The following is a 21364-nucleotide window of genomic DNA, read 5'->3' as shown; positions in this document are numbered from 1 at the left end:
CACGGGTGTACCGCTACGGCCGCAACTCCCGCGCGGCGGACGAGGACATCGGGCCGCCCTCCGAACGCTCGGTCTTGTGTCCCTTGCTGCCCGGGGCAAGCGTCCGTACGTCCACGGCCTCGGCCGGTGCGCCCCGTGCGTACAGCCCGTCGGGTTCGCTGTCCCGGTCGTGGGGGAGCAGCCAGAACACCCGGCGGCGGAAGGTGCCCGAGGAGCGGGACGGCTTCGCCTTCGGGCCGAGCAGGGCGTACCCGACCATTCTGCCGTCGCGGTGGTAGGCGGGCCTGCCCCGGCGGGTCGGGAGGCGGTCCAGGCTCTGGCGGACGTAGTCGAGCACGCTGATGTCCTCGAGCCATACGAGGTCCACCTCGTGGACGATCTCGTCCTCTGCGATGAGGGCGCTCATACTGTCTCCTCGTCCGCGAGCAGGCCGATGCCCGGGTAGTACTTGCGCTGGTTGGAAAAGATCATTTCCTTCGGTGATGCCAGCCCCACCACTTCCCGGATGTGCGCCGCGAAGGCTCGCGACGAAATCGCCGGAACGCCCTCATTCTGGCACCAGCGTCTGTACGCCGAGTAGAGCTGGGCCTGTTCGGCGCGGAGGCCGGCGTCGAGCCGGCAGGTCTCGCCGACGAAGCGTCCGGTGTGGTCCTCGGTCTCCGCGTACACGGTCGTCGCGATGCGCACCCTCTCCGGGCCGGACAGGTCCTTGTCGCCGCCCAGGTAGCGGCGGGCGCCCTCGATCAGCCAGTTGAGGATGCCCGGACCCTCCTGGGTGACCAGGATGTCCGCCAGGTTGTCGATCTTGCGGTCGTCGGAGACGACCCGCTCGAACGGGATGAGGCGCATGCGCCGCCAGAACGCGAAGCCGCCCGTGCCGACTTCCGGCCGGTGGTTGCCCAGCAGCCACATCTTGTGCGTCGGTTCGAAGCTGAAGAAATCCTGCCGCATCCGGCGGGCCTTGATCCGGTCCCCGCCGGTCAGCAGCTTCACCCGGGCCTCGTCGAAACGGTCGCCCGGCTTGACCTCGCTGCACACGATGACGCGGCGGCCGTGCAGTTCGGCGAGGTCCGTGGGGTGGCCCTCGTACGGGCGTGACATCAGGAAGCCCGGCGGCGCCGCGTCGGCGTAGTCCCGCAGGAGCTTCATCAGGACGTCGAGCAGTACGGACTTGCCGTTCTTGCCGGAGCCGAACAGGAACGGCATCACCTGACCGCCGACGTCCCCGGTGATGGAGTAGCCGAGCAGCAACTGAAGGAAGGAGATCATCTCCCCGCCGTCCGGGCCCTCGCCGAAGGTGTCGGAGAGGAAGCGGTCCCAGCGCGGTGTGGGCATGGCCCGGGGTGCGGCGGAGGTGGAGCGGGAGTGGAAGTCCTTGGCGGGCTCGGCCGGGCGGATGTGCCCGGTGCGCAGGTCCACCACGCCCGCCGGTGTGCACAGTGCGTACGGATCGGCGTCGAGCATCGCCGCGTTGAGCACCATGCCCGGTGCGGACTTGGCCTGGGTCAGCATCGCGTTCATCCCGCTCGTGCTGAGCGTGCGCCGGCGGTGCTGCTGGAGCGCGGCCGGGGGGAACAGACCGCGGGGGTCGGTGGTGGCGAGGGACTCCGCCAGGTCGCCCGCCGACCACATCACCGTGTCGTCCTCGTCGAACTGCCAGCGGGTGCCGTCCCAGCGGAACCAGCCGATGCCGGGCACATGCCGGTAGTCGTTGCGGTAGAGCCTGACGAATAACTTGGCGTTGCCCCTGTCGGTGAGGGTGTCGGGCAGCAGTCCGTCCGCCGTGGCTCCGCCCGGTGCCGTTCCGTCTGCCGGGACGTACGGGTCGTTCTGCCGGGGCGGTGCGACGGGCTGCGCGAGGATCTGGGCGGCCACGGCCTGTGCGTCGAAGGAGGCCGACGGCAGCACTCTCTCCTTGTCCGCGCTCACGTGCGCCCCCCGGGGGCCTGCGGCCCCGGCGTGACGGCGTGAACCGGCCACCCCTGGCGCACGCATCGCCGGGCTGTCGTCAGAGGCTGCGAAGCGACCGGTGCAGCTCTCCTGAACTGGCGTGGGTCGCCGCGCGAGACCCGCAGTTCAGCTGCCATTCACTTCCCCCATCAGCGACTGAAGCGACTCAACTCGCACAATCAGATTAGCGAAACCCTCGGGGGAGAAGAGGTACATGCGTCAGAACAGATGTGCCAGCGCGGAATGCGGCCCAGCTACCCGGCGACTTTGTCGCGGGTAATGAGGAGTTGCTGAGTCGCTGGCCCTCCTGCCGGAAACGTTGCAGGTCACGGCGTTGTGGTTGGCCCATCAGCGACTGAAGCGACTCAAGCTCCCCATATATGACGCGCACGCGCACACACGCCAATGGCTCCATATACCTGAACCTTGGGTCGCTTCGGTCGCTCGGTGTTCCTGCCGGGCTTGTGACCTGCGGTTCTCGTCGGCGAATGACAGCTACCGAGCGAGTGGCCGGCCGCCCCGGTCCGGTCGCTGAACGTGTGGAAGCCTTCCGGTGGTCTCCAGTCCGTCTGAACCGCGTCTCCAGCGCCCGGCCACGAACATGCGCAATCCGTGCGACATCTGCGAGGCGTTCGATGAGCGGTTCGATAGGGTGGCGCCAGAGGTGATCGCTTTGTCCCACGAGGAGCAGCTGCTCTTCAGCGCGGTGGACGCGCTGCTGGAGCAGATCGCGCAGGACCCGCTGCCGCCGCCGGCCGAACGCAAGCGGCTGCGCGAGGCCGCCGGGCTGAGCCAGGACCAGGTCGCGAAGGCGCTCGGCAGCCGCCGTGAGTCGGTCGGCAACTGGGAGTCCGGACGCAGCGAGCCCCGGCCGCCGAAGCGGGCCGCGTATGCCCGGCTGCTGGAGGGACTGGCCGCGCGTTTCGCCCCGGAGCAGGCGGCCGGGGCCCCGGCGGAAGCCGTCGTGCCCGTCGCGGCTCCCGTCGCGCCGCCCGCCGCCGCGGCGGCCGTTGCCCCTGTCGTGCCCGCGCCTGCTCCCTCCGTCGAGCCCGCCTCCGAACCCCGTACGCCCGAGAGCACCGCGGCCGCCGACGAGCCCCGCACGACCGAGAACGCGCAGGCGCCACAGGCACCGCGGGCCTCCCGCACCCCCCGCTACGAGCACGGCCCGCTCGCCGTCGTCGATGTGGACGGGGGCGCGGTGTCCGCGTACTGCGTGGGCGGTCTGCTGCTGGACGTGCCCGCCAAGTCGCTGCCCGCCCTGGTCGACTGGGCGCTGAACGAGGCAGACCTCGGGGCGCCCCGGCTGCACCCCCACGGGCAGGACTCCGACCCGCTGCTCGTCCTCACCGAGGCGGCGTGCGAGCGCTTCGGGCTGCCCGCGCGGCTGTCCCGGGAGGAGAGCCTCGCGGGGCGGCTTCCCGAGGGGCACAAGGTGCTCAAGCAGCTGGAGCGGGCGGAGTGGAAGCTGACCCGGCGCGGGTTCGGGCCGTGGGCCCGGATCTACCGCCCCGCGCGGGGTTCGCGCCGCAGCTGCGTACAGCTCTGCGTGCCGTCCTGGAACGCGCTCGACGTCCGGCACTGGGACGGCGCGGCGCACCTCCCGGCGGCCGAACTCGTACGGCTGCTGGGCACGTACGCTTCACGCGTGATGACGCCCAGGGGCTCCACCGCCGTCACCGGGCTGGAGCTCATGACATCGCTGCACCCGCCGACCCGGGCGTCCGCGCCCGACGCGGACGGCAAGCGGCACAGCGAACGCAACCCCGGCTCGCTCGGCTCCGAACCCGTCGAGTGCGCCCCCTGCGAGGCCCCCGACGGCCACCCGCTCCTCGCGGGCCTGCCCCGCTTCCACCAGCGCGGCCCGGCCGAGATGCTGTTCGAGGAGGCGTACGACTGGGCGCGGCCCCTCACGGACGACGAGTGCCTGAAGCGCCACCTGGTCGGCATCGACGTCAACCTCGCCTTCGGCGCGGCCGCCAACGGGGCGCTCGTCGGCCTGGAGGCGCCCGTGCATGTGGACGGCCCCGCATTCGACCCGGCGCTGCCCGGCTCCTGGCTGGTGGACCTCTCGCACGTCGACCTCTCGCACGTCGTGATCGGCAAGCAGTGGCGGCGGCTCGAAGGGGAGCTGCTGCCCAGCCCGTTCACGCCGAAGGGCGACCGCCCCGAGGGGCCCGCCTGGTACGCGACACCGACCGTGGCCTACGCGGTGGAGCTCGGTTACGAGGTGGCACCCGTCGAGGCGTGGGTTCGGCCGGCCAACGCGCGCTACCTGGACGGGTGGTACAAGCGGCTGCGCGACGCGTACGTGGCGACCATGGCGGACCTCGGTGTGACAGAGGGCATGGCCCCCGACGCGTTCCTGGCGGCGATGGAGGGCTACCGGGACCGCGATCCGCAGCTGGCGGTGGTGCTGTCCGCGATCAAGGCGACGGCCAAGGGCGGCATCGGCAAGCTGCGGGAGCGCCCGCGCGGCGGCGGATGGCGCCCCGGCAAGCCGTGGCCCGCGCTGAGCAGGCCGACCTGGCGGCCCGACATCCGCGCCGCCGTCATTTCCCGGGCCCGGATCAACATGCACCGCAAGATGGTCCGGCTCGCGGACGCCACCGGCCAGTACCCGGTCGCGGTGCTCTCGGACTGCGCGGTGTACGCCTCCGACGGGCCCTCGCCGCTGGACGTCCTGCCGTACCGGGACGGCAAGCCGCTGCCCGGGGGCTTCCGTCTCGGGGTCAGCCCGGGAATGGTGAAGCACGAGGGTTCGCAGACCACGCTGTGGGCGGAGGCCGTCCGGGAGGAGTACGGTCCGGAGCTCAACCTGGCCCGGTACATCAAGGACGGCACGGTCACCGCCGCGGACGACGGAAAGTAGGACAACCAGCCGATGAACACGGTCGGGGAAGGTCTCGACGAGGCGGTCCAGCGGGCGTTCACCCGGCCCGCGCCCAAGTCGGCCGGTGCGCAGATGCGGTACCTGGTCAAGCAGCTCAAGGGCACCCGGGCCGTCGCCGCACTGCTGGGCATCACCCAGCGCACGGTCGAGCGGTACGTGCGCAATCAGCTGAAGAAGCCCCGGCCCGACCTGGCGGCCCGGATGGACCGCGAGGTCAAGCGGCGCTGGCAGCCGCAGATCCAGGCGAAGGCCCGTAAGGCCGCGGCGACCACCGACGGCATCGTCATCGACACCCGGGCCAGGTTCGGCTACACGGCGGCCCCCGGCTCCACCGACGACGCCCGGCTGCGCCACCTCACCGTGGCGCTTCCGCCCGCGTACGCGGCCCGGCTCTTCGAGACGCGCGAGCGGGGCGGCAGCGACCGGCAGCTCCAGGAGATCGCGGCCGAGGGGCTCCAGGAGATCTACTTCAAGGACGGCGGGCGCAGGGCGCAGGGGCTCCTGGTGGAGTACACCGACCTGGAGCACGTGGCGTTCGACCTCTGATTGGGCGTCACGGTGCTCGTCCCGAGGTGCTGTTCCGCCTGTATGCGGGAGGGCCCGCCTCCTTGACGGGCGGGCCCTCCCGCATACAGGTCCGAGCGCGCGCTTCGGTCGCTTCGGTCGCTTTCCCGTCGTACGTACGGGTGTGACCTGCTGGTTCGTTGCGAGACCGGTGCAGCTACCCAAGGTGCGCGGGCCGTTTCCCGTACAACCGGCTGCCGTTCACTCAAGAACAGGTCATCCGGTTTGTTCTTGAGGGAAAGGGGAGGTCTCTGCGGCGGCACGGACCGCCGGCTCAGTCGACCGGGCCGGTGAGCACCGAGGTGAAGACGTCCTTGCCGTCCTGGCGGCCGACGACCTCCATCGTGACCATGTTGCCGGCCTCGTGCGACACCCGGGTCACCTCGACCCAGCAGGGCCGGTCGAGTTCGGCGTACTGGTGGAAGTCGTTCGACGCGGCGGCGGGGGTGAACGAGTGGGGCGCCATCACGGCGCAGGCCGCCTGGCGGGCAGCTTCGAGCAGGACCATGCCGGGCACGTGGTCGCCCTTGTGGTCGAAGAGGATCGGGTGGTTGAGGTCCGGGGTCAGCAGCCAACGCGGGTTCCCGCCGGAGCCGGCACCGGGTACGTCGGAGAGCACCACGTCCGTGGTGAACGTCCGCCCCACCATCGACGGCGGCAGCAGGGTGCGGTCCGGGTGCGTCTCGGCAGCGACCGGCGGCTGGGCGACGCGGCCCTGCCGTAACCGGTTGTAGACGGCCGGCGGGATCACGGAGATCTGCCCGGTGCCGCCCGCCAGGGGGCGTCCGCCGCGGCGGAGTGCGAACTCGAACGCCATGCGGCTGGCCACGCCCCGGCGCCGGACGATCTCCGTGCACCGGGTGTCGAGGTCGAAGTCGGTGGGGCCGGAGGCGATGCGCAGGCTGGCGGTGTCCGTCGTGTAGGTGATGTTCGACATCACGAAGTTGTGGCCCAGCGGCACGCCCAGCTCCACGTGCGAGACGTAGATGCCGGCCTGACGGAACGTTTCGGCCACCTGCAGCGGATCGTGACTCGCTCCGTCGAGGCTCCGGAACATGGTGTGGGCGCGCGGCCATTGGCCGGTGAGCGAGAAGTTCACCCCGTCCTGGGTGTCGCACCCGGTGAGGAACACCTCGGCGACGGAGTCACGGTGCACGTATTCCTTCGCGACCGTGGTGGTCAGCCGCAGTGCGGCCGGGAGTGCGGTTCTGGCTTCAGCAGTGGTGAGACTCATGGGGCCCCCGTCTTGAAACCTGTGTTCGGCGACGCCACTTAAGATACGGACCTACCGGTTTTCTTCAATCGGCCCAAAAGTAAAGGATTTACCAAGGATCCCTTGTTTACTTGAATATCTCATTCCGTTTCATGGCTTTCAATCGGTCGGCGTTCGCTATCAAAAATGCATAAATACGGGCATAATGCCTGTCGATTTCCATGGCCTCGCGCGCGAGCGCCCGCGCGACCATGGAAAAAAACCTTTCGGACGGTTTCCTTTGCCGGTTCGGAGTGCATTCCTCCGGGAGAACGGCTGGAGAAACCAACTGTTTCCTTGGGCCGGCCGCCCGTGCTGCCCGGCCGCATGCAAAATGATCAGCTGAAACCGGTGGATCGCACGTCGCGGCAGTAAACCAACCAGCCGTGCGGTTTGCTAAGGTATGCACGAGTCAGTACGGAGAATCCTGGGTGAATCGGACGGCTGAAGGCCGGAGAACTCGCCCGCCCGGAGGAGGACATGATGGTCAAGCAGGCGCGAGCGGCTGTGACTCGTCAAGCCCTCATTTCGGCTGCCGCGGAGGTCTTCGGCACCGACGGGTACGCGATGGCGACGCTGCCGGCGATCAGCAGCCGGGCCGGGGTGAGTTCGGGTGCCCTCCACTTCCACTTCCCCAACAAGGAGGCGCTGGCCTCCGCGGTGGAGAGCGCCGCCGCCGAATCCGCGCTGGTGCTGACCGAGGAGAGCGCGAGGGCCGCGAAGGGCGGCCGGCTCCAGGCGCTCGTCGCCACGGTCTGCCGGCTGATGGACGCCGTCGCCGACGACCCGGTCGTGCGCGCGGGCTTCCGGCTGGGCGCCGACCCCTCACGCAAGAGCGAGGCCAAGCTGCACGACTGGTGGTACGAGTGGGTGCGCAACGCTCTTGTCCAGGCGCGCAGGAACGGTGAACTGGCCGAGGACGTATCGGCCGAGGACGCGGCGGTGGTCGTGGTCGCGGCGACACTCGGCCTGGAGACCCTCGGCGCGACCGACCGGTACTGGCAGTCCGCGGAACGGGTGTCACAGCTCTGGTCGTTCGCGCTGCCGCGGCTCAGTCCCGCCGAGTAGCGGGCGTACGGGCCCTGTCCTGCGCACTTCCGTACAGGGTGCCGGCCGCTGCGACCTCGTAAAACAGTCCACATGGTTTGTTTGCCTGGGTGTCATCTGTGCCCCACGACGGGCTCATTGACCTCTGTTTTGCCCGTTTTTGCTAGTTTTCGCGGCAAGTTGAGCCCTCCCCTGGAGGATCGCTGGGGCCGCGCACGAGAGGAAACAGGTGGATCGGTTTGGTATTGACATACCGCCTGTGCTGTTTTTAAATCGATGCGTCAGCAACAGTTCCGGGCCGTCCGAGACGGCCGGGAGATGACGGGGAGACGGCGTGGACATCGACGTACTCGGCACGCTTGCCGTGCGGGAAAAGGGCACATCGATCACACCGACCGCGCCCAAGCCCCGGCAGGTGCTCGCCCTGCTGGCGCTGCACGCCGACGAGGTGGTGCCCGTGGGCACCCTCACCGAGGAGCTGTGGGGGAGCGAGCCGCCCCGCAGCGCCCGCCCCACCCTGCAGACCTACATCCTGCAGCTGCGCGAACTGATCACCGTCGCGCTCGAACAGGACGGCGACGACACCCGAACCGCCAAGGACGTCCTGCTCACCGTCCCCGGGGGCTATTTACTCAAGGGCGGCGAAGGCACCCACGACGTCCGGGAGTTCGAGCGTCTGGCCGGCCGGGGATACCGGGCCATGGACGCCGAGGACTACCCCGAGGGCGCTCGGCTGCTGCGGGAGGCCCTCGCCCTGTGGACCGGCCCGGCACTGGCCGACGTACACACCGGCCCCCACCTGGACACCCAGATCAAGCGGCTGGAGGAGAGCCGGCTGTGCGCGCTCGACCAGCGCATCGAGGCCGACCTCAGACTGGGCCGCCACCGCGAACTGCTCTCCGAACTCACCGTCCTGCTCAGCAGGTACTCCACCCACGAGAGCCTGTGCGGCCAGTACATGCTGGCCCTCTACCGCTCCGGGCGGCGCGGAGAGGCGCTGGACGCCTACCAGCGGCTGCGGTCCACCCTGGTGCGCACCCTGGGGCTCGAACCCTCGCCCGCGCTGGCCAAGTTGCAGCGCTCCATCCTCATGGCACGCCCCGAGGGCGTCACGGGGACCGGCGGAGTCCGGCTCGCCGAGATCGGCTGACCGGGCCGGGCACCGCGCCGGTGCCCGGCTCAGGCGGCGCTCAAGGGCTTCTCCGGAATCGCGCCGCAGCCTGGGGGCCATCAGGAGGAGGGCAGCCATGTCGGCTGAGCGAGGGCACTCGACCCGGCGCACCATGTCCGTGGCAGCCCCGGCAGGCGTCGTCTACGGGATGCTCGCCGACGCCGTGCGCTGGCCGCTCTTCCTGACCTCCCACCTGCACGTCGAGCGCATCGACTTCGACGGCACCGTCGAACAGCTGCGCGTCTGGGACCTGGTCGACGACCGGGTCCGCTCCTCGCACGTCCGGCGCACCCTCGACCCGCCCGCCCGGACCATCGACTTCGAGCAGCGCTCCGGGGACCGGGCGAACGCGCCGGTCACGGGGCGCTGGAGCGTGGAATCCGACGGCGACACCCGCTCGGCGCTCACGCTGAGCCGGGACGGCGACGACGCCCCGGACGTGGTGCCCGCCCTGCTGGACCAGGTCAGGGAGATGGCCGAGCGCTGGGAGCGGCTGGACGAACTCCTCGTCGGCTTCGAGGACAGCGTGCACGTCGAGGGGCCCAGCGAACTCGTCTACGACTTCCTCTACCGCATGGAGGACTGGGTCGAGCTGATCCCGCACGTGGAGTGGACCCTCGTCCGCGAGGACCAGCCGGGTGTGCAGCTCGCCGCCATGGACACCTGCGCCGAGGACACCGGCGAGACCGTCACCGTGGAGAGCGTCCGGCTCTGCTTCCCGCATGCCGGGCGCATCGTCTACAAGGAGACGCTCACCCCCGATCCGATCGCCTCGCACAGCGGGGAATGGGCGCTGCTGCCCGACGAGTCCGGGGTGCGGGTCGTCTCCACCCATCAGGTGATGCTCAGGGAGGACGCCGTCGGCCCGGCCCCGGACGGGCGTACCGCCGGCGCGGACGCCCGGCATCACGTGCGTACGTGGCTGGGCCGGGCGAGCACCGAGGCGCTGGGCCTGGCCAAGTGGCATGCGGAGAGCGCCGTCCGCCGCCTGCGATGACCACGATCAGGAGGCTTCGATGACCCTCACCCGGCCGGCCCCCGTCGCGGCCCCGGGCTCCCCCTCCGTGCCGGGGAGACCACCGCGGGCCGCTTCGCGCGCGTACGCCGAGCTGCCGCCGACGGCCGACGCCGCGGCGCGGGCCCTGCGGCTCGACGCGCTCCTCGGCGACCCCGACGACGCCGACAACCCCTACTGCCGCGCGGACCGCGGCGCTCTCGATGACCTGCCGGTTCCCGACGGGCTGCGCGAGGAGTTCGTGCCCCCGGCGGCCGGCGGGCACTTCACGAGCGGTGAGGAGCTGGCCCGGGCGCTGCGGCCGCTGTTCCGCCGGGACCTGGCGCTCGGTCAGGCCTGGGGCGTACGTCCGCTGCTCGTCGCGGACGACGGTTCCGGCTGCGCGCCGCCCCGGGCCGTGGAGCTGGCCGCGCTGCTGGCACCGGCCGCGCTGACCGCGGTCACCGGCGGTGTGCTGCGCGAGGCCGTACGGGTGGTGGACGCCCGCGGCCGCCACGAACCGGCCGTACGCCAGTGGCACGGCACGCTCGCCGAGTGCTTCGCGGACCTGCTGGCCTGCGAGAGCCTGGTGGCCGTCGCGCTGCGCTCCCTCGACGCGTCCGGCGGCACCGCGCCCGCGCTGACCGCCGCCGTCGGGTACGCCGTGCCGCAGCTGGTCGCCGATGTGCGCAGCGCCCTCGACCTCGTCCTGCACGAGACCGGGTGCGGGCCGGCGAGCCCGCAGGCCCGGGCCCTCGCCCGGATCGCGGATGACCTGACGCCCGCCGGGCTCGACTGGGTCGCCGCGACCGTGGACCAGGCCCGCCTCGTCCGCGCGCGGGACACCCCGGAAGACGCCCCGCCGCTCCGGGCCGGGAGCGCACCGGGCCACCCGCTGTTCCGGCTCGGGCGGCCCCTCGGCGAGGGCCTGCCGGCCTCCGGGTGCGCGGAGGCGCTGGCGGCCGCGCTGCCGGAGGCCGCCGCCGGGATCCACGTCGCGGGTCCGCCCGCGCAGGTGGCGCTGGCCCGTACCGCACGGCGGCTCAACACCGAACTGCGCACGCTGCGGATTCCGTTGCTCCGGGCCGCGCACGCCGACCCGGCCGACCCCGCGGTGCGGGCGCTGGCCGACCGCAGGGCGCTGCTCCTGCTGGCCGCCGCCGTGCTCGGGGTGCGGGAGGCCGCCACCGCGGTCCCCGGCGCGTACCTCGGGGCACCGGACTGGGCGCTGCTGGCCCTCGCCCGGGCCACCCAACGGCTCGGCGTGCCGCTGCCGCCCGGTCTCACCGACCCCCGCGACGACGTGTGGGCCGTGGTCGCCCACCGCGTCCGCCACCACGTCGACGTCGACGTGTACGCCACGAGAATGCTGTGGTGAGCGGGCCGTGAACCGTGACGACGGCGTACAGACCGTGGACGCGGCCCCGGAGTTTCCGGCGCCGCTCCATGTGGCCGGCCCCGACGGGCCGTGGGAACCGGTGCGCGAGGTACTGGAGAGCGGGCGGCCCGTCCTGGTGCACACCACATGGGGCGAGTGGCTGACCGCTGCCCTCCTCGACCCGGAACTGCGGCTCGTGCTGGGCCGGGAACGGCAGCGCTACCTGCACACCCCGACCCCGGCGGGCCGCTTCCGGTTCGCCGTCTCGCGGATGGTGATGCGGTACACCGCGGCGGCCGTGCTCCAGGTCCCGCCGCGCTCCCTGGACCTGGCCCACAGCCCGGGCGGGCGGCCCCGGTTACGCGGCCTGGGCGAGGAGCTGGACGTGAGCCTCGCCCACACCGACGACCTGATCCTCGTCGGCGTCAGCGCCACCGGCCCGGTCGGTGTGGACGTCGAACCCCTCTCGCGCCCGGTCTCCTTCGAGCTGCTGCGCGACCACGTCTGCACCCCCGAGGAGGGCGAGGCGCTCGCCGTCCTGCCCGAGGCGGAGCGGGCGCTGCGCCTGCTCAACCTGTGGACCCTGAAGGAGGCGTACACCAAGGCGCTCGGGCACGGTCTGCGCCGCCGCTTCGCCACGATCGCCTTCGGCCGGGACGAGCGGGGGCGTACGGTGCTGACCGGCGACGAGCCCGGGGACTGGGACTTCGCGACCCACGTCGTGCAGGGCCGGTACCTGGCGAGCGTCGCCCACCACCGCGCGCCGCGCGCCGCCGGGGCCCCGCTGCCCGACCCCGGCGCCCCCGACTGGCACCCCGCGCCGCCCACCGGTCCGGGCAACCCGGACCACCACGCGGCCCCGTCCGCCGGGGGCGCTCCCGGGCCGGGGCCGGAAAGCCCGGGTGCCCGATGATGGAAGGCCCGGCGGAACTCGTGCTCGCGGTGGTCCACCAGCCGGTGCCCGCCGCCTCCGGCCTGCCCTTCGAGCTGGAGCTGTGCGGGCCGCTCGACCCCGGCCGCGCCGAGTCCGTGGCGGCCCGGGTGACCCAGCGCCACCGCGCCTGGACGGTCACCTCCGACGACCCCGGGGCCGGCCGCCACATCCTGCGCATCGCCCAGGCGCACGGCCCCCCGGCCCGCCCGGGGGCCGCGGTCCTCGCCGACGTACTGGCGCTGGCGGCCGGGGCGCGTGACACGGTCACCGCCGCCGGCCACCAGCGCGACCTGATCCGGGCGGCGGTCCGCGACCCGGCGGACGGGCACGTCGGGCAGCTCGCCTGGAACTGGGCGGGGCCGCTCGACACCGCCCGGCTCGCCGACGCCTGGCTGTCCGTCGCCGACCGCGAGACCGTGCTGCGCGCCTCGTTCGACTGGACGCACCTGCCCCGGCTCGTGCTGCACGAGTGGGCCGAGATCGAGATCGCCCATCTCGAACACGCCGCCGTCTCCTGGAGCGACCTCGTCGAGCGCGACCGCCTGCGCAGCTTCGCCCCGCACCGGCCGGGCCTGCTGCGCGTGACGCTCCTCGACGGCCGGCCGGGCCCCGGCGGCGAACGCGGTCCGACCCGCGTCCTGCTGACGTACCACCGGGCGCTGCTCGACGAGCGCGGCGTCCATCTGCTGCTGCGCGAGTTCTACCGGGCGTACGCGCGTGGCGGCGTCCTGCCCGGCGGCGACCGGCGCCCCGACGTGCGCGACCACGCCCTGTGGCTGGCCCGCCAGCACACCGGGGCCGCCCGGGCCTACTGGTCCACGGCCGCCCCGCCGCCGGAGGCGATCGTCCGCCCCGGCCTGTCCGGCGGCGCCCCGACCGGGCACACCGGCTCGGGCCGGGTCCAGCGCCGGCTGCGGCCGCCGCAGACCGCCCGGCTGCGGACCTGGGCCGCGATGCGCGGGGCGGGGGAGTCCAGCGCCCTGCACGCCGTGTGGGCGCTGCTGCTGTACCGGGCGGTGGACGCGACCGGGCCCGCCCCGGTCAGTTTCGGCGTGCACCTTTCGGGGCGGGATGTGCCGATGGAGGGGGCCGGGGGCATTCCGGGGCTGCTGGGCAACCCGCTGCCGATGACGGTGACCGTGGACCCGGCGGACCCGCTGACCGGTCTCCTGGAGCAGGCCAGGGACGCCGCGCTCGACCTGTCCGGGCACGCCTGGGTGCCGGCCGACCGGGTCCGGGTGTGGAGCGGCCGGGACCCGGACGCGGAACTCTTCGCGACCGGCGTCGAGTTCGACAGCCGCCCGGAGCTGCCCGAGGCGCTGCTCGCCGAGCTGCGCGGCCAGGGCATCGAGGTCGACGCCCCCCGCAGCATCAGCGCCCACCCCGGGCTGCCGCTCGCGCTGGCGGCCCGGCACGACGCGGACGGCGGGCTGACCCTGACCGCGATGTACGACCGGCGCTGTCTGGGCGACGTGGACGCCTCCGCGCTGCTCTCGCACTGCGTACGACTGCTGCGTTCGCTGCCCGACCACCGCGATCCGCAGTCCACGGTGGGCCATGTCCTCGAACTCCTCCAGGGCTTCGAAGTGCCCCGTGTGCTGCCCCGGCCGCCCGAGCCGGAGGGGCCGGACGTGTCGGTGCTGCGCGCCGGTGACCCCGCCGCGGACACCATCGTGCTGGTCGCGACACCGGGCGTGCCCCCGGGCGCGTACGAGGCGCTGGTGCGGGACCACCCGGGGCCCGAACGCATCCTCGGCCTGCGGGTGACGCGGGCCGGGGAGCCGCCCGCCTCCGCGCTGCTGCGGCTGCTCGCGTGCGAACGGCGGCTCGTGCTGTGCGGGGCAGGGCCGGGCGGCACGGCCGCGTACGAGATCGCGGGCGCGGCCCGCGACAACACGGTCGCGGCCGTCGTCATGACCGGTGTCGGCAGCGGTCCGGACTGCGCCAGGGCGCTCGCCACGGGGCTGGAGTCCGTGCGGGCCAAGAGCCTTTGAGCTGCTGCTGAGCGTTTCTCCAGCGGAGCAGGAGCGGTTCTTTAGCGCCGTGTCCGACCGTGGCGGAAACGCTGGAGGTGGGGCATGGGTGATTCGGGCCTGGCAGAGCCCGCGCTGCGCATCGAGCGCGGACGGGCCACCGAGGAGGAGCTGGCCGCGCTCACGGTGGTGCTGCTCGCGCTGCGGGCGGGCGCCGGGGAGCAGCCGGAGGGCGACCCGGCCGGCGGTTCCAAGCGGTGGAGCCGACAGCCTGCCTACCGAGCTCCGCGCAGCTGGCAATGACGCGGCGACCCGCGTCCCAGGAAGGGATCTGACGACATGTCGATGACCACCATCGCCCCCACGACCGACCAGCTCGAACCGGCCGACATCCGCGGCCGGGTGGCGGAGCTGCACGGGATCCGTGCGGCGGCGGAGCGGGGACCGAACCCCAAGGCGACCGAGGCGCAGCACGCCAAGGGCAAGCTGACTGCGCGCGAGCGCATCGAGCTGCTCTTCGATCCGGGGTCGTTCAACGAAGTGGAACAGCTTCGCCGGCACCGGGCGACGGGTTTCGGCCTGGAGGCGAAGAAGCCGTACACCGACGGTGTGATCACCGGCTGGGGGACGGTCGAGGGCCGGACGGTCTTCGTGTACGCGCACGACTTCCGGATCTTCGGCGGGGCGCTGGGCGAGGCCCACGCCACGAAGATCCACAAGATCATGGACATGGCCATCTCGGCCGGTGCGCCGCTGGTGTCGCTGAACGACGGCGCGGGCGCCCGTATCCAGGAGGGCGTCTCGGCGCTCGCCGGGTACGGCGGGATCTTCCAGCGCAACACCAAGGCGTCCGGGGTGATTCCGCAGATCAGCGTGATGCTCGGCCCGTGCGCGGGCGGTGCGGCGTACTCGCCGGCGCTGACGGACTTCGTGTTCATGGTCCGTGAGACCTCGCAGATGTTCATCACCGGGCCGGACGTGGTGAAGGCGGTGACCGGCGAGGAGATCACACAGAACGGACTCGGCGGCGCCGACGTCCACGCGGGCACCTCGGGCGTCGCGCACTTCGCGTACGACGACGAGGAGACCTGCATCGCCGAGGTCCGCTACCTGCTGTCGATGCTCCCGCAGAACAACCGCGAGAACCCGCCGAAGGCACCGACCGCCGACCCGGTCGACCGCCGCTCGGACACCCTGCTCGACCTGGTCCCGGTGGACGGCAACCGTCCGTACGACATGGCGAAGGTCATCGAGGAACTGGTCGACGACGGCGAGTACCTGGAGGTCCACGAGCACTGGGCGCGCAACATCATCTGCGCCCTGGCCCGGGTGGGCGGTGAGGTCGTCGGCATCGTCGCCAACCAGCCGCAGTCGCTCGCCGGGGTGCTGGACATCGAGGCGTCCGAGAAGGCCGCCCGCTTCGTCCAGCTCTGCGACGCCTTCAACATCCCCATCGTGACGCTGCTGGACGTGCCCGGCTTCCTGCCCGGCGTGGACCAGGAGCACGGCGGCATCATCCGGCACGGCGCGAAGCTGCTGTACGCGTACTGCAACGCGACCGTGCCGCGCATCTCGCTGATCCTGCGCAAGGCCTACGGCGGCGCGTACATCGTCATGGACTCGCAGTCGATCGGCGCGGACCTGACGTACGCCTGGCCCACCAACGAGATCGCGGTCATGGGCGCCGAGGGCGCCGCCAACGTCATCTTCCGCCGGCAGATCGCGGAGGCCGAGGACCCCGAGGCCATGCGCGCCCGCATGGTCAAGGAGTACAAGACCGAGCTGATGCACCCCTACTACGCCGCCGAGCGCGGGCTCGTCGACGACGTCATCGACCCCGCCGAGACCCGCTCGGTGCTCGTCAGGTCGCTGGCCATGCTGCACTCCAAGCACGCCGACCTGCCGTCCCGCAAGCACGGCAACCCCCCGCAGTAGTCCGTGTCCCCTGCCGTCTCCCTCATGTGATCCGTTCCGTGATCTCGATGCGCTGACAGAAAACAGCACGACCGGTACGCTCTTTGCAGACCGCTTGTGCTGTTTTGATGTCGGGCCGGGGCACGGACCCGAGGACGTGAGGGAGACGGCGTTGGACATCGACGTACTCGGAGCGCTTGCCGTGCGGGAGAACGGGGTGTCCATCACCCCCACCGCGCCCAAACCGCGCCAGGTGCTGGCCCTGCTGGCGCTCAACGCCGACCGCGTCGTACCGGTCACCGACCTGATCGAGGAGCTGTGGGGCGACAACCCGCCCCGCAGCGCCCGCACGACGCTGCAGACCTATGTGCTGCAACTGCGCGAGTGCATCGGCCGGGCCCTCGGCGAACAGGGCGACGCCAAGGACGTCCTGATGACCCTGCCCGGCGGCTACCTGCTCGTCTCCGGCGCCGACAGCGACGTACGCAGGTTCGAGCGGCTGGTGGGGGAGGGGTACCGGGCCATGGACGCCGAGTCCTTCGCCGAGGCGGCCGGCCGCCTCGGCGAGGCGCTGGCGCTGTGGAGCGGCACCGCGCTCGCCGACGTCCAGCACGGCCCGCTCCTGCGCACCGAGGTCCGGCGCCTGGAGGAGAGCCGGCTGTGCGCGCTCGACCAGCGCATCGAGGCCGACCTGCACCTGGGCCGCCACCGCGAACTGCTCGCCGAACTCACCGTCCTGACCAGCCGCCACCCCGCCCACGAGAACCTCCACGCCCAGTTCATGGTGGCCCTCGCCCGCTCCGGCCGGCGCGGCGAAGCGCTCCAGGCGTACGCACGGCTGCGCACCACGCTCCTGCGCGACCAGGGCCTCGAACCCTCGCCCCGGCTCCAGCGGCTCCAGCATTCCGTGCAGGCCGCGGCCGCCGAACTGCCGGGGGTCTCGCTGCTCGCGGGCTGACCGGGCCCGGGGCCCCGCTCCCTCCCAGGAGCGAGGTCCCGGGAACCGGTTCACCCCGTACGGCGATGCGGCGGCGCGGGCCCCGGCAGCACAATGCGCGGACGGCCACCCGAGACACGACACTTGGAGACGCCCACCATGACTGCCGCGCACCATCTCCCGCAGACACCCGTCGCCGACGTGCTCGCCGAGGTCACCGCGATCCTCGCGGGTTTCTCGCACGTCGAGGCGCACGCCGTCGACCCGGGGCGGACCTTCGCGGCGCTGGGCATGGACTCGCTGCTGAACGCCCAGTTCCTCGCCATGGTGAACGCCCGCTACGGGACCGCCGTGCCCGCCGACGCCCTGTACCGCTACCCGACGCCGCAGGCCCTGGCCGCGCATGTGGCCGACCGGCTCGGCGCGGAGGGGACGGCCTCCGTCGTGCCCGAACAGCCGCGCCCCGTCGTACGGGTGGCCCCGCCGGGCACCGGCGCCGTCCCCGACGCCCTGCGCGGCCAGCTCGCCGGCATCCTGGGCTGCGCGCCCGACGCGATCGACGCCACCGCCCCGTTCACCGTGCTCGGGCTCGACTCCATCCTCGCCGCGCAGTTCGTCGAGGGCATCAACCGGACCTGGGGCCTCAAGGAGCAGTCCGCCCTCTTCTACACCTACCCGGACCTCGCCTCCCTGACGGGATACGTGGAGCGCGCCGCCACGGCCGGCAGCGGGGAGCCCGCCCCGGCGGCCTTCACCGCGCCCCGCTCCACGGCCGAGATCGAGGCCCTGCTCGACGCGGTCCGCGACGGCCTGATCGGCGTCGACCAGGCGGCCGGACTGCTCGACACCCGAACCGCCTGAGGCGAAGGACGCGTTGAGCCCATGGACAACAGGGAAATCCTGACGCGCTTCAAGAGCGGTGCGCTGGACCGGCAGCAGGTCCTGGCGATGCTCACGGGGAACGGGCAGGCGCCCGCGGCTTCGGAGGTGCCCGTTGCGGCGGAGCAGGCGGAACCGCCTCCCCCCGCCGACGGGTTCGCCGTCGTCGCCGTCGACTGCGCCTTTCCCGGGGCCGCCGCCGGTACGGCCGGCTTCTGGGAGGCGGCCCTGCGCGCGGCGCCCGAAGAGCCCGGAGGCACCGAGGCCGACGCCTTCGACCCCGCGCCCCTGCGCATCGGCCCCGACGAGGCGGACGCCCTCCACCCCGCCGAACGGCTCCTGCTCCACCGCGTCTGGCACGCGCTGGAGGGCGCCGGACACGCCGGGGCCCGGCTCGACGCGCTGACCGGGCCGGACGGCGAGCACCGCGCGGTCGGCGTCTTCACGGCCGCCGCCCGCCCGCACACCGCGGCGCTGCTGTCCCGCGTGCTGGACCTGAGCGGTCCCGGCCACAACGTCGACACCGGGCCCTCCTCGTACCTCACCGCCGTCCACCAGGCGCTCGGCGCCCTGCGCACCGGGGAGTGCGCCGCCGCCCTGGTCGCCGGCGGCGGCGGGGGCACGGCCGTCCTGCTCCTCAAGCCGCTGGCCGCCGCGCGCGCCGACGGGGACCGGGTGCACGCCGTCCTCACCGCGAGCGCCGCCGGGCATCCCGGCCGCGGCACCTCCGCCGACCTGCGCGAACGGCTGCGGCGGCGGGCGTCGGCCACCGCCCCCGTACTGGACGAGGAAGGGGCAGGTGCGGTCGCCCTCGTACGCGCCGTCCTCCAGCTGCGCCACGGCGTCCTGCTCCCGGGACCCGGACGCGCGCGCCCCGAGTCATGGCCCGCGGGGCCTCGTACCGCCCTGGCCGGGGTGTACGAGGACGACGCACCGTACGCCGTCGTGGCGCTGCGGGAGCCACCGCCCGCCCCGCCGGGACCCGGGGAGGAGGACGGGCCGCACCTGGTGCTGCTCTCCGCCCCCACGCCCCGGCACCTGGCCGCCACGGCCGGGCGCCTCGCGGACTGGCTCACCTCGTGCGCACAGGCGCCGGGGCCCGGCGCGGTGGCGCGGGAGCTGCGGCTCGGGCGCGCGGTCCACGACTGCCGGCTGGCCGTCGTGGTCCACGGCACGGCGGAACTGGCCGGGTCGCTGGCCGCGTTCGCGCACGGTGACGCGGCGTCGGCTCCCAGGCCGGTGCGCGACGCGGACCTGCGCGGGGCGGCAGACGAACCGCTGCTGGCGGACGGGCTGCCCGAGACCCGTGACTACCTCGCGGCCCTGTGGCGCGGGCGGCGGTTCGAGCAGCTGGCGCGCCTGTGGCTGGCGGGCGCGGATGTGCCGGCCGGTGACCGGACCGGGCCGCCCGGCCCCGTACTCGAACTGCCCACGAGCGCCGTGCTGCCCGAGGACGGGCCGAAGGACGGGCCGAAGGACGGGCCGGAGGCACGCCGTGACGGCTGAGCTGAAGGCCGTGGACGCCGGGCCGGACGCGGAGAGTGCTCCGCAGTCAGCGCCGGTGACGCTGTGGCTGTGCCCCAACGACGGCCTCGACCCCGAGACGGCCAGGCTGCTCGCCGGGCACTGGCTGGACGCCAAGGAGCAGCGGACCGCGAACAAGTTCCTGTTCGAACGCGACCGGCTCCAGTACCTCGTCGCGCACACCCTCGTCCGGCGTGCCCTCTCGCTGGAGGCGGGCCACGCGGAGTCCGAGCTCGTCATCTGGCGCTCGGCGCGCGGCCGGCCCTTCCTGCGGCCCGCCACCGACCGGCTCTCGCAGGACGACGGGGTGCTGGACTTCAACCTGTCCCACGCCGGCGGCTACAACCTGCTCGGCATCGTGCGCCAGGCCCGGATCGGCGTGGACGTCGAACGGGTCGACGACCGCGACCAGCAGGCCGTCGCCACGATCCTCAACGCCGTCTCCGCGCCCGAGCGCGCCTGGGCGGAGGAACCCGGCCCCGGCCGTGAGCGGGACCGGCGGGCGCTGCGGATCTGGACGCTCAAGGAGGCGTACTCCAAGGCGCGCGGGCTGGGGCTCGGCATCCCGTTCGACAGCTTCGAGTTCACACTGGACGACGAGCGCGGGGTGCTCGCCTTCACGCCGCCGGCCGACGACGAGGCCCGCCCCTGGCGGTTCGTCGAACTGGAGCCCGTGCCGGGGGTGCTGGTCGCCGTGGCCGTGCCGGCGGGGGAGGGTGCGACGGCCGTCCACCTCAACCTCGGCTTCCCGTGGAGCAGGTCGGCGCCCCGGCAGTTCGCTCTGCCGCCGCCCGTCGGCGGGCGTATCCCGGCCGGCCGGGCCGCCTGAACACCGCGTACGAGCAGCGATTTCTCCCGCGCGAAAAACAAACCGCGTCGCCCTCTTTTTGCATGTGCATCGTGATCCGTAACGTCTTCGAACGAATGCGCGCCGGAGGCCCGGAATTCACTAGAGAGGCGCTTGAGGAATTTACTGAATGTTCGAGAATCCCGCTAGTTTGCCTGCAGCGGAGGCAGAATTCAGGCCACCGGAAGGAAAGCGAGACAAGGAACTCGACGAGTACGGAGGAGACCGTGAGGATTCAGGTTCTGGGTCCGTTGAGTGCCGAGGTCGACGGGGGATCCATCGTTCCGTCCGCGGGGAAACCGCGGCAGATTCTGGCACTGCTCGCCCTGTACCCCGGGCGCGTCATGCCCGTACCGACCTTGATGGAGGAGATCTGGTCGACGGCGCCGCCGCAGAGCGCCCTGACCACGCTGCAGACGTACATCCTCCAGCTGCGCAGACGGCTGGGCACGGCCATGGGGACGGATGCCCCCGGCCGGGCCAAGGACGTTCTCGCCACCCGGCACGGCGGGTATCTGCTGCAGGTCCCCGAGGAGTCGGTCGATGTGCACGATTACGAGCGGCTGGTCCGTGAGGGGCAGGTGGCCTTCGAGACCGGGGACAACGCTGTCGCGGCGGCCCGGTTCAAGGCGGCGCTGGACCTGTGGCAGGGCGGGGCGCTCGTGGACGTGCGGATCGGCCCGATCCTCGACATCGAGGTCCGCAGGCTCCAGGAGAGCCGTCTCATGACGATCGAGCGGCGCGTGGACTCCGAGCTGCGGCTCGGCCGGCACGCGGAACTCATCGCGGAGATGACCGAGCTGACGGCCCGCCACCCGCAGCACGAGGGCCTGCACTCGCAGCTGATGGTGGCCCTCTACCGCTCGGGCCGGCAGGCCTCGGCGCTGGAGGCGTACCGGCGGCTGCGGATGCGGCTCATCGAGGAGCTGGGCGTGGAGCCCTCGCCCCAGCTCCAGCGGCTGCACCAGGCCATGCTGGCGGTGGACCCGCAGCTCGACGTACTGGCGGGGCCGCGGCACACGTCGACGTTCGATCTGTTCGCCGCGTGACGTCCACTCCGTCTCGAAGACCCTTCGAGTGCCGGAGCGGAGAGTGGGGCCTCGTTCC

The 21364-nt window shown here is 72.7% G+C and carries 18 protein-coding genes; 15 read left to right on the top strand and 3 right to left on the bottom strand.

Annotation, left to right across the window (positions count from 1 at the left end; translation table 11 throughout):
* Positions 1-13 precede the first annotated feature (13 nt).
* Positions 14-406 (bottom strand): DUF6009 family protein, encoded by a 393-nt coding sequence (locus BLW14_RS33060; RefSeq protein WP_093711043.1) that lies wholly within the window; start codon positions 404-406, stop codon positions 14-16.
* Positions 403-1908, bottom strand: coding sequence for a DNA primase family protein (locus tag BLW14_RS33055; RefSeq protein WP_093711042.1), 1506 nt, complete (start codon positions 1906-1908; stop codon positions 403-405). Before BLW14_RS33055 ends, BLW14_RS33060 begins: the two co-directional genes overlap by 4 nt.
* 715 nt (positions 1909-2623) lie before the next feature.
* On the opposite strand from BLW14_RS33055, the gene BLW14_RS33050 reads away from it, so the two are divergent.
* Together BLW14_RS33050 and BLW14_RS33045 are read left to right on the top strand one after the other, a co-directional pair.
* Entirely contained in the window at positions 2624-4822 is a 2199-nt protein-coding gene (locus tag BLW14_RS33050; RefSeq protein ID WP_093711041.1) for a telomere-associated protein Tap, read from the top strand.
* 12 nt (positions 4823-4834) lie between these two features.
* On the top strand, positions 4835-5389 hold the full coding sequence (locus tag BLW14_RS33045; protein WP_093711040.1) for a telomere-protecting terminal protein Tpg: 555 nt from the start codon (positions 4835-4837) through the stop codon (positions 5387-5389).
* Between the two features lie 292 nt (positions 5390-5681).
* Here the strand turns inward: BLW14_RS33045 and BLW14_RS33040 are convergent, their stop codons facing one another.
* Positions 5682-6641 carry a ScbA/BarX family gamma-butyrolactone biosynthesis protein gene (locus tag BLW14_RS33040; protein ID WP_093711039.1) on the bottom strand — a complete coding sequence of 320 codons (960 nt, stop codon included), beginning with the start codon at positions 6639-6641 and terminating at the stop codon, positions 5682-5684.
* Between the two features lie 498 nt (positions 6642-7139).
* Between BLW14_RS33040 and BLW14_RS33035 the strand changes: the two genes are divergently transcribed.
* The 13 genes from BLW14_RS33035 to BLW14_RS32975 all read left to right on the top strand — a co-directional run bounded on the left by BLW14_RS33035 (position 7140) and on the right by BLW14_RS32975 (position 21306).
* On the top strand, positions 7140-7727 hold the full coding sequence (locus tag BLW14_RS33035) for a ScbR family autoregulator-binding transcription factor (RefSeq protein ID WP_305616612.1): 588 nt from the start codon (positions 7140-7142) through the stop codon (positions 7725-7727).
* A gap of 313 nt (positions 7728-8040) precedes the next feature.
* A complete protein-coding gene (locus BLW14_RS33030; RefSeq protein WP_093711037.1) occupies positions 8041-8856 on the top strand; it encodes an AfsR/SARP family transcriptional regulator in 816 nt (271 codons plus the stop codon).
* A 97-nt stretch (positions 8857-8953) separates the two neighbouring features.
* Entirely contained in the window at positions 8954-9874 is a 921-nt protein-coding gene (locus BLW14_RS33025; protein ID WP_093711036.1) for an SRPBCC family protein, read from the top strand.
* A 19-nt stretch (positions 9875-9893) separates the two neighbouring features.
* Positions 9894-11249, top strand: a complete 1356-nt coding sequence (locus tag BLW14_RS33020) for a hypothetical protein (protein WP_093711035.1) — start codon at positions 9894-9896, stop codon at positions 11247-11249.
* A 7-nt stretch (positions 11250-11256) separates the two neighbouring features.
* Positions 11257-12162 carry a 4'-phosphopantetheinyl transferase family protein gene (locus BLW14_RS35645; RefSeq protein ID WP_093711034.1) on the top strand — a complete coding sequence of 302 codons (906 nt, stop codon included), beginning with the start codon at positions 11257-11259 and terminating at the stop codon, positions 12160-12162.
* On the top strand, positions 12159-14177 hold the full coding sequence (locus BLW14_RS33010; RefSeq protein ID WP_093711033.1) for a condensation domain-containing protein: 2019 nt from the start codon (positions 12159-12161) through the stop codon (positions 14175-14177). Before BLW14_RS35645 ends, BLW14_RS33010 begins: the two co-directional genes overlap by 4 nt.
* Positions 14178-14261: 84 nt before the next feature.
* On the top strand, positions 14262-14459 hold the full coding sequence (locus BLW14_RS33005) for an acyl-CoA carboxylase subunit epsilon (protein ID WP_093711032.1): 198 nt from the start codon (positions 14262-14264) through the stop codon (positions 14457-14459).
* 36 nt (positions 14460-14495) lie between these two features.
* Positions 14496-16091 (top strand): acyl-CoA carboxylase subunit beta, encoded by a 1596-nt coding sequence (locus BLW14_RS33000; RefSeq protein WP_093711031.1) that lies wholly within the window; start codon positions 14496-14498, stop codon positions 16089-16091.
* A 151-nt stretch (positions 16092-16242) separates the two neighbouring features.
* Positions 16243-17028: an AfsR/SARP family transcriptional regulator gene (locus BLW14_RS32995; protein ID WP_093711030.1), complete on the top strand. Its 786-nt coding sequence runs from the start codon at positions 16243-16245 to the stop codon at positions 17026-17028.
* A 138-nt stretch (positions 17029-17166) separates the two neighbouring features.
* Positions 17167-17868: a phosphopantetheine-binding protein gene (locus tag BLW14_RS32990; protein ID WP_093711029.1), complete on the top strand. Its 702-nt coding sequence runs from the start codon at positions 17167-17169 to the stop codon at positions 17866-17868.
* Positions 17869-17889: 21 nt separating this feature from the next.
* Positions 17890-19392 carry a beta-ketoacyl synthase N-terminal-like domain-containing protein gene (locus BLW14_RS32985; protein WP_093711028.1) on the top strand — a complete coding sequence of 501 codons (1503 nt, stop codon included), beginning with the start codon at positions 17890-17892 and terminating at the stop codon, positions 19390-19392.
* Positions 19382-20239, top strand: a complete 858-nt coding sequence (locus tag BLW14_RS32980; RefSeq protein WP_093711027.1) for a 4'-phosphopantetheinyl transferase family protein — start codon at positions 19382-19384, stop codon at positions 20237-20239. Before BLW14_RS32985 ends, BLW14_RS32980 begins: the two co-directional genes overlap by 11 nt.
* 245 nt (positions 20240-20484) lie before the next feature.
* Positions 20485-21306, top strand: coding sequence for an AfsR/SARP family transcriptional regulator (locus tag BLW14_RS32975; RefSeq protein WP_093711026.1), 822 nt, complete (start codon positions 20485-20487; stop codon positions 21304-21306).
* Positions 21307-21364 lie beyond the last annotated feature (58 nt).

The sequence above is a fragment of the Streptomyces sp. 2131.1 genome, assembly GCF_900105515.1.
GTDB classification, from domain to species: domain Bacteria; phylum Actinomycetota; class Actinomycetes; order Streptomycetales; family Streptomycetaceae; genus Streptomyces; species Streptomyces drozdowiczii.
The sequence above is the reverse complement of the archived record's forward strand: the minus strand, read 5'-3'. Positions and strand labels throughout refer to the sequence as shown.

Coding starts and splice junctions, on each gene's coding strand:
- BLW14_RS33060 (WP_093711043.1), bottom strand. CDS start 406: ATGAGCGCCCTCATCGCAGAGGACGAGATCGTCCACGAGGTGGACCTC.
- BLW14_RS33045 (WP_093711040.1), top strand. CDS start 4,835: ATGAACACGGTCGGGGAAGGTCTCGACGAGGCGGTCCAGCGGGCGTTC.
- BLW14_RS33040 (WP_093711039.1), bottom strand. CDS start 6,641: ATGAGTCTCACCACTGCTGAAGCCAGAACCGCACTCCCGGCCGCACTG.
- BLW14_RS33035 (WP_305616612.1), top strand. CDS start 7,140: ATGATGGTCAAGCAGGCGCGAGCGGCTGTGACTCGTCAAGCCCTCATT.
- BLW14_RS33025 (WP_093711036.1), top strand. CDS start 8,954: ATGTCGGCTGAGCGAGGGCACTCGACCCGGCGCACCATGTCCGTGGCA.
- BLW14_RS33020 (WP_093711035.1), top strand. CDS start 9,894: ATGACCCTCACCCGGCCGGCCCCCGTCGCGGCCCCGGGCTCCCCCTCC.
- BLW14_RS33010 (WP_093711033.1), top strand. CDS start 12,159: ATGATGGAAGGCCCGGCGGAACTCGTGCTCGCGGTGGTCCACCAGCCG.
- BLW14_RS33005 (WP_093711032.1), top strand. CDS start 14,262: ATGGGTGATTCGGGCCTGGCAGAGCCCGCGCTGCGCATCGAGCGCGGA.
- BLW14_RS33000 (WP_093711031.1), top strand. CDS start 14,496: ATGTCGATGACCACCATCGCCCCCACGACCGACCAGCTCGAACCGGCC.
- BLW14_RS32990 (WP_093711029.1), top strand. CDS start 17,167: ATGACTGCCGCGCACCATCTCCCGCAGACACCCGTCGCCGACGTGCTC.
- BLW14_RS32985 (WP_093711028.1), top strand. CDS start 17,890: ATGGACAACAGGGAAATCCTGACGCGCTTCAAGAGCGGTGCGCTGGAC.